The sequence below is a fragment of the Nocardia sp. JMUB6875 genome (assembly GCF_041154655.1).
Classification (GTDB): Bacteria; Actinomycetota; Actinomycetes; order Mycobacteriales; family Mycobacteriaceae; genus Nocardia.
Window position 1 is genome coordinate 25751 of record NZ_BAAFGR010000084.1, and the last position, 6715, is coordinate 32465.

Below are 6715 nucleotides of genomic sequence, written 5' to 3' on the forward strand. Positions count from 1 at the left end.
TCGTCAGATCGAGGTGGATGATGGCGTTCGGTGTGGGCTTGTCAATCGGCACGGTCAATACGGTCTGCTCGACGGCGGCCGATCGATCGGGAAAGAATCCCCCCGGGCGCAAGGGTGTTCCACCCTCCACGTGGCGCACCACCCTCACCTTCGACAGTTCCGGGACCGCGCGGGTCGGCCGCATTCCCCGGCACGGACGGGTCATCACCGAATTCGCCGACCTCACCCAGCGCGGGGCGCCCGTCGCACGGGTCGGGCACCGGGCGCTCTCGGCCGCCGACCTGGTGGCGACCGTCGCCTACAGCGTGGTCGCGGAGGTGCTCGGGCAGCCGCCGACCGGTCCGCTCGGGAGCGGGGAAGCCGGTATCGCGGTGACCCACCCGGCCGGATACTCCGCCAACCTCGTCAGCGATCTGCGCACCGCCCTCGACGGGGTCGGGCTCGCGGAGGCCACCCTGATGGCCGAGCCGATCGCCGCCGCGGCCTGGCTGGCGGCCGAACGCGGGCCGCTCACACCGGGTTTGGCGCTGGTCTACGACCTCGGGGGGTCCGGGCTGGACATCACGCTGCTGCGGGTGGGCATGGGCGCGCCGAGCAATCCGGTGGTCGGGCTGCCGCTGCACTCGGTCGAGTACGGCGGCCGGGCCTTCGGAGACATGGTGGCGCGCAAGCTGCGTCGCACCGCGGGCTCCCAAGTCGTACCGCGCGGGTTGTCCGACGCCGATTCGGGTGAGTTGCGCAGCGAGCACATTCGCCGTTCGCTGGCGCTGGTCTACAAATGCCTGCGCATCGCGGACGTGACCATGGCCGATGTGGATCGCATCCTGGTCGTCGGCGGCGCGGCCCGCCCGCCCGAGGTCGCGCAGGTACTGGCCAAGGAATTGGCCCGCCCGGTCGTGGTCGCCTCCGATCCCGAGCGCACGATCGCCGACGGCGCGGCCATCGCGGCCCGGCAGGCTCTACTGGCCCAGGATTCGGGCGGACATCGCCATCATTCGCTGACGGGTCTGTTCCGGCGTGTCACCAGAGTGGCCGCACTCTGAACTGATCATTTGTCCTGCTACCGGCCGGTTTGCTCGGAATCGTGCGTCACGCTGCGCTAGCTTCTGCAAGCATGCTTGCGAGCAGTTGTTGACGGCTCTCCAGTTTGGTGTAACCATGGGGCACAGATAAATGCTTCCTATGGAGAGGTGACGACGATGTCTCCGACCACGACGACCGTCGACCCCGTGGTTGCCGAGGCCCAGGAGTATGCGAACAAGCTGCTTCTGCTCTCGGAAGGGTCGGTGAACAAGAACTTCGATCCCTACGAGGACATCGACTGGGAAAACCCGGACTTCGACGCCAACGCCAAGCCTGAGCGCTGGATCCTGCCCGCGTCCGCCGACCCGCTGGGCCGCCACCCGTGGTACCTGGCGCGGAGCGACGAGCAGAAGATCGCGATCGGCAAGTACCGGCAGGCCAATGTCGCCAAGGTCGGCCTCCAGTTCGAGTCCATCCTGATCAGCGGCATGGTCAACCACACCTTCTCGCTGCCCAACGGTGACGCGGAATTCCGCTACTGCACCCACGAGATGTCCGAAGAGCTCAACCACACCCTGATGTTTCAGGAGATGGTGAACCGCATCGGCGCGGACGTGCCCGGGATGGGTCCGCTGGTCCGGCAGCTGCGTTTCCTCGGCGTGCCCGTCGCGGTCATGTTCCCCAACCTGTTCTTCATGGCCGTGCTCGCCGGCGAGGAGCCGATCGACCACATCCAGAAGGACATCCTGCGCTCGGGCGAGGAGGTGCACCCGATCATGCGCGGCGTCATGTCCATCCACGTCGCCGAGGAGGCGCGCCACATCTCCTTCGCGCACGAATTCCTCAAGCAGCATGTGCCCGAGGGCAATGTCGCCAACCGGTTCGTGCTCTCCATCGCCATGCCGATCGTCATGTTCATCCTCGGCCGCTCCATCGCGACGCCGCCGAAGAAGTTCTTCCGCGAGTTCGACATTCCGGAGTCGGTACGCAAGGAACTGTTCTACGGCTCCAAGGAGGCCAAGCAGGTCTTCAGCGATTACTTCATCGACGTGCGCGCGCTGGCCCAGGAGATCGGCCTGATGAACCCCATCTCCAAGCGGGTGTGGAAGCTGCTCGGCATCGACGGCGCGGCCTCGCGCTACCGCTCGGAGCCGATCCGTTCCGGCAAGGTCGCGTAGGGAAGGGGACCGTCCAGTGCCGTACGTTGTCACCCAATCCTGTTGCAGCGACGCGTCCTGCGTCTACGCCTGCCCGGTCAACTGCATCCATCCGACCCCGGATGAGCCGGACTTCCTGACCGCGGAGATGCTCTACGTCGACCCGCAGGCCTGCGTGGACTGCGGGGCGTGCGCCACCGCGTGCCCGGTGGACGCCATCACCTCGTCGAAAAAGCTGACCGCGGAACAGCTTCCGTTCATCGAGATCAATGCCGACTTCTACCGGCAGGAGCGGCCGCGACCGCTGCTGGCCAAGCCGGTTCCGGCGGCGGAGGTCAAGCCGGGGCGGGAACCCTTGCGGGTGGCCGTCATCGGGTCGGGGCCCTCGGCCATGTACGCGGCCGACGAATTGCTCACGCAGCCAGGGGTTTCCGTCACCGTGTTCGACAAGCTGACCACGCCCTACGGGCTGGCCCGCTTCGGCGTCGCGCCCGACCACACCAAGACCCGCCAGGTGGGCGATCTCTTCGACGTGATCTCGGCGCAGCCGGGATTCGGGTCGTACCTGAATGTCACCGTGGGCGAACATGTTTCGCACGAGGAGCTGCTGGCGCACCACCACGCGGTGATCTACGCCGTGGGCGCGTCCTCGGACCGCAAGCTCGGGATTCCGGGGGAGGGGCTGCCGGGCAGCGTCTCCGCCACCGACTTCGTCGCCTGGTACAACGGGCATCCGGAGCAGGCGGGCCGGTACTTCGACCTGTCGCAGCGGCGCGCGGTGATCGTGGGCAACGGCAATGTGGCGCTGGATGTGGCGCGCATCCTGACCACCGATCCGGAGCTGCTGGCGAGCACCGATGTCTCGCAGCGGGCGCTGACGGCCTTGCGGCGCAGCAATATCGAGGAGGTCGTGATCCTCGGGCGGCGCGGTCCGGCCGAATCCGCCTTCACCGTGCCGGAATTCGTCGGCTTGCTGGGCGCGGATGTCGACATCGTGGTCGAGGGTGAGATTCCGGAGATCGTCGAGGGCATGTCGCAGAAGGTCGAGCACAAGCTGAAGTTGTTGCGCGGCTTGGCGGATCGGCCTGTCGGTGGGCGTAAGCGCATCGTGTTCCGGTATCTGTCCTCGCCCCGGGCCATTGCCGGCGTGGATCGGGTCACCGGGATCGAAGTGGTGCGCAACGAGCTCGTCACCGGTGACAACGGTGCCGTGCACGCGGTGCCCACCGAGGATGTCGAGACCCTGGCCACCGGGCTGGTGCTGACCTCCGTCGGCTACCGGGGCGTGGCACTGCCGGGCCTGCCGTTCGACGAGCGGGCCGGGATCATTCCGAACACCGACGGCCGGGTGACCGAGGAGTCCGGTGGCGCGGTGGTGCCCGGGGCGTATGTCACCGGCTGGATCAAGCGCGGGCCGACCGGATTCATCGGCACCAACAAGTCGTGCGCGCAGCAGACCGTGCGTCAGCTGGTGGACGACTTCAATGCCGGGCGCCTGGCCCAACCTCCGCGCAGCGCAGGCGATTTCGACCGACTGGTCGGTCAGCGCCAGCCGCACGCCATTCGCGGCGGTGCGGTCAACCGCCCCCGTCGCAGGCTTCCCCTGCTGGTGCGTCGCTGAACCCACCCCTTCTCGGCGACGCCCCATAGAAGGCCGCCGCACGCTCACCCCCTGCGCGTGCGGCGGCCTTCGCCGTGTCGCCACGCCTCGTCATTCCGGCGTGTTCTTGGCCGGAATCCACCCCGCGGGTATGGATCCCGGCCAAAAGCATGCCGGGATGACGGGGTGTGGCTATGCCGGGATGGCGGGCATCTCTGTGCCGGGTCCGGTGACTTTTCGTGCCGCAAGGTATCCGATCGTGGTTCGGCTGCGAATCCTCGGGGCTGCCTCGCACGCAACGTACCGATGGTGTTGTGCGAGTTGTAATGCCGCGTTTGCTCGGAGCGACATCTCGGGCAGTAGAGAAGATCGCGTCGCGAATCACGGACGGTGAGGCGGCCCGCGTGGGGAATTCCCGGGTAGCTACCGACCAGTGATCGGTGATCCACACTCCCAAACTGACGTTGCGGTTTTATATTTCGGACACTCATTGCGAACCGGTTGGTATGAGTTGTTTGTTCGCTGTGTTGTAGCCACCGAGAAGGACTGTTCGGTTGCTTATGTCCCGCAGTTGGATTCGATCTTGCTGGGGCGATTGCCTGACCAGTAGATTCGCCAACTTCGCTACTGGACGCGAAATCTTTTCCCTCGATTCGATATTCATGTCCCGCTACCGCCAGTTAACCTGAACGCGCTGTTTGGAAAACGACCGCGACCACATGGTTGGTACGCCTGTGAGGCCGTGGTCTCGGTGCGTTGACGGGATAGCGATGACAGTTGGCTTTGGCATGAGCATCGGCACAGTGAACTCCGTATGGGCGACCTCGGCCGGTGATCGGAACCGGCCCGCGGTGCGCGTTCGCCGGACGGCGGTCACCTTCGACAGCGCCGGCGGCCCGCATATCGGGGGAATTCCCCGGTTCGCCCCGGTTGTCACCGACTTCGCCGATCTCACGGCCGATCCCGACCCCGTCGTCATCGGCGGGCGCATCTGGTCCCCGGCGGATCTGGTGGCGGCCGTGGTGAACGGGCTCATCGAAGCCAACGCTCCCGAAGCACCCGCCGTAACCACCTATCCCGCTTGCTATTCGGACAAACACGTCACGCGACTGCGGCGCGCGCTGGACTGGTCCGGGGCCGCGGATGTGACGCTCATGCCCGAACCGGTCGCGGCGGTGGAATGGCTCGACGAGGAGTACGGCATCTCCGAGTTCGGGCTGACGCTGGTCTACGACCTCGGCGGGAACAGCCTCGATATCGCGGTGGTGCGCACCGAGGCGGACCGGGACGAGCGCGGCATCCTCGGGCGCGCCGAACGGTCCACCGACTACGGCGGCCGCCCGCTGGGCACGCTGCTGGCCCGGTACGCGCGCAGTATCGCGCCCGGCGGGACCCAGCCGGTATCGGCCGTGGTGCCCGCCTCCGATACGAATCGCCTGCGCAGCTGGCACATTCGCAATTCGCTACGGCTGGTGCGCTCGGTGGTGCACCGCGCCGGTCTGCACATGGAGGACATCGACCGCGTCCTGCTCATCGGCGGCGCGGCCCGTCCCGCCGAGGTGGCGCGGGTGCTGGCCGATCTCGGCCGCCCGGTGGTCATCTCGCCCGATCCGGCGCACACCGTCGCCGTGGGCGCGGCCATCGCCGCCTACCGCAGCATCGACACCGGGTCCGCCATCGGCCGCTACGCGCCCCGCGCGGCCGTGATCTCCGGCGCCGCGGTGGCTTCCGCGCTGGCCATGTCCGCCGCCACCGTGCTCGGCGGTCCGGTCGCCGCGCCGCCCGGCCTGCAGGCCGCCCCCGAACCCACCGAACCGCACTCGGGCACGGCGGCCCTCGGCAATGGTGACGTCATCCTCTTCGAGGACGCCGCCGCGCTGCCGGGCGCGGGACACTCGCACGCCGTCGCGACCGTGGCCGCCATCCGCGCCTACGTTCCCACCGCGCCGACCGTCACCCAGAATTGGGTCAAGGGCCACCCGGTGGACACCACCAGCGGTGGCACCCACTGCGAAACCCGCGCTCTCACAACGCCGGGCGTCACCTACGCCAACCCGGCGCAGTTCATCAACCCGCTCCCGTTCCAGAACGCGAGCCTCGCCAGCTGGACCGTAGGCTCCTTCCCTGGTACCCAGATCCCGGCGGTCAGCGTCCCGGGCTCCACCACCCCGGTCTCCGGCACTCCCATTTCCGGCACCCTCCCGGGCGGAACCGTCCCCGGCGCAACCCAACCCGGCACCACCCCGCCGGGCACGACGCAACCGGGCACCCAACCCGGTACGACCCAGCCCGGCACCGGCCAGCCCGCCCCGGCTGACCCCGGCACGACTCAGCCGGGCACGACTCAACCCGGCACGGTTGATCCCGGGGCCACCGCGCCCGGCACGGCCCAGCCCGGCGGCACGACACCCGGAACCACCGATGGCGCAACGCAACCGGGCACAACGACCCCCGGCGACACGGGCGGCACCGGAGGCGGAACAACCACGGGTGGAACCACTTCCGGCGGAACCACCACGGGCGGAACCACTTCCGGTGGCACCGGCACGACCGCAGGTGGTGGAACCACCACCGGCGGCACAACCGGCGACCCCGCCGGATCCACCGGCGGCGGCACCACCTCCGGTGCCGGAACCGGCACCGGCGGAACATCTCCCGGCGGCACGACCGGCGGGACAACGGCCGGTGGCACGACCGGCGGAACATCCCCTGGCGGTACAACCGGCGGGACGACGGCGGGTGGCACGACCGGCGGGACAACCGCGGGCGGCGGTACGACCGGTGGCGGCACCACCGGCGGTGGTTCCCCGGCAGGCGGCGGAACCACTTCCGGCGGAGGCTCTCCCGCAGGCGGCGGCCCGGGCGGCTCCTCACCCGGCGGCACCCACTCCGGCGGCGGAATGGGCGGCGGCAGTGGCATGGGCGGCGGCGGTAT

4 protein-coding genes are annotated in these 6715 nt (G+C 68.6%); all 4 read left to right on the plus strand.

Annotation, left to right across the window (positions count from 1 at the left end):
- Positions 1 to 20 precede the first annotated feature (20 nt).
- Complete coding sequence (locus ACAM49_RS21940; RefSeq protein ID WP_369637417.1) at positions 21 to 1043, plus strand: Hsp70 family protein; 1023 nt, start codon at positions 21 to 23, stop codon at positions 1041 to 1043.
- 156 nt (positions 1044 to 1199) lie between these two features.
- Positions 1200 to 2201: a diiron oxygenase gene (locus tag ACAM49_RS21945; RefSeq protein ID WP_369637418.1), complete on the plus strand. Its 1002-nt coding sequence runs from the start codon at positions 1200 to 1202 to the stop codon at positions 2199 to 2201.
- A gap of 16 nt (positions 2202 to 2217) precedes the next feature.
- Positions 2218 to 3801, plus strand: a complete 1584-nt coding sequence (locus tag ACAM49_RS21950) for an FAD-dependent oxidoreductase (RefSeq protein ID WP_369637419.1) — start codon at positions 2218 to 2220, stop codon at positions 3799 to 3801.
- A 767-nt stretch (positions 3802 to 4568) separates the two neighbouring features.
- Positions 4569 to 6715, plus strand: a 2147-nt coding sequence (locus tag ACAM49_RS21955; RefSeq protein WP_369637420.1) for an Hsp70 family protein, incomplete at its 3' end; no start/stop codon positions are given.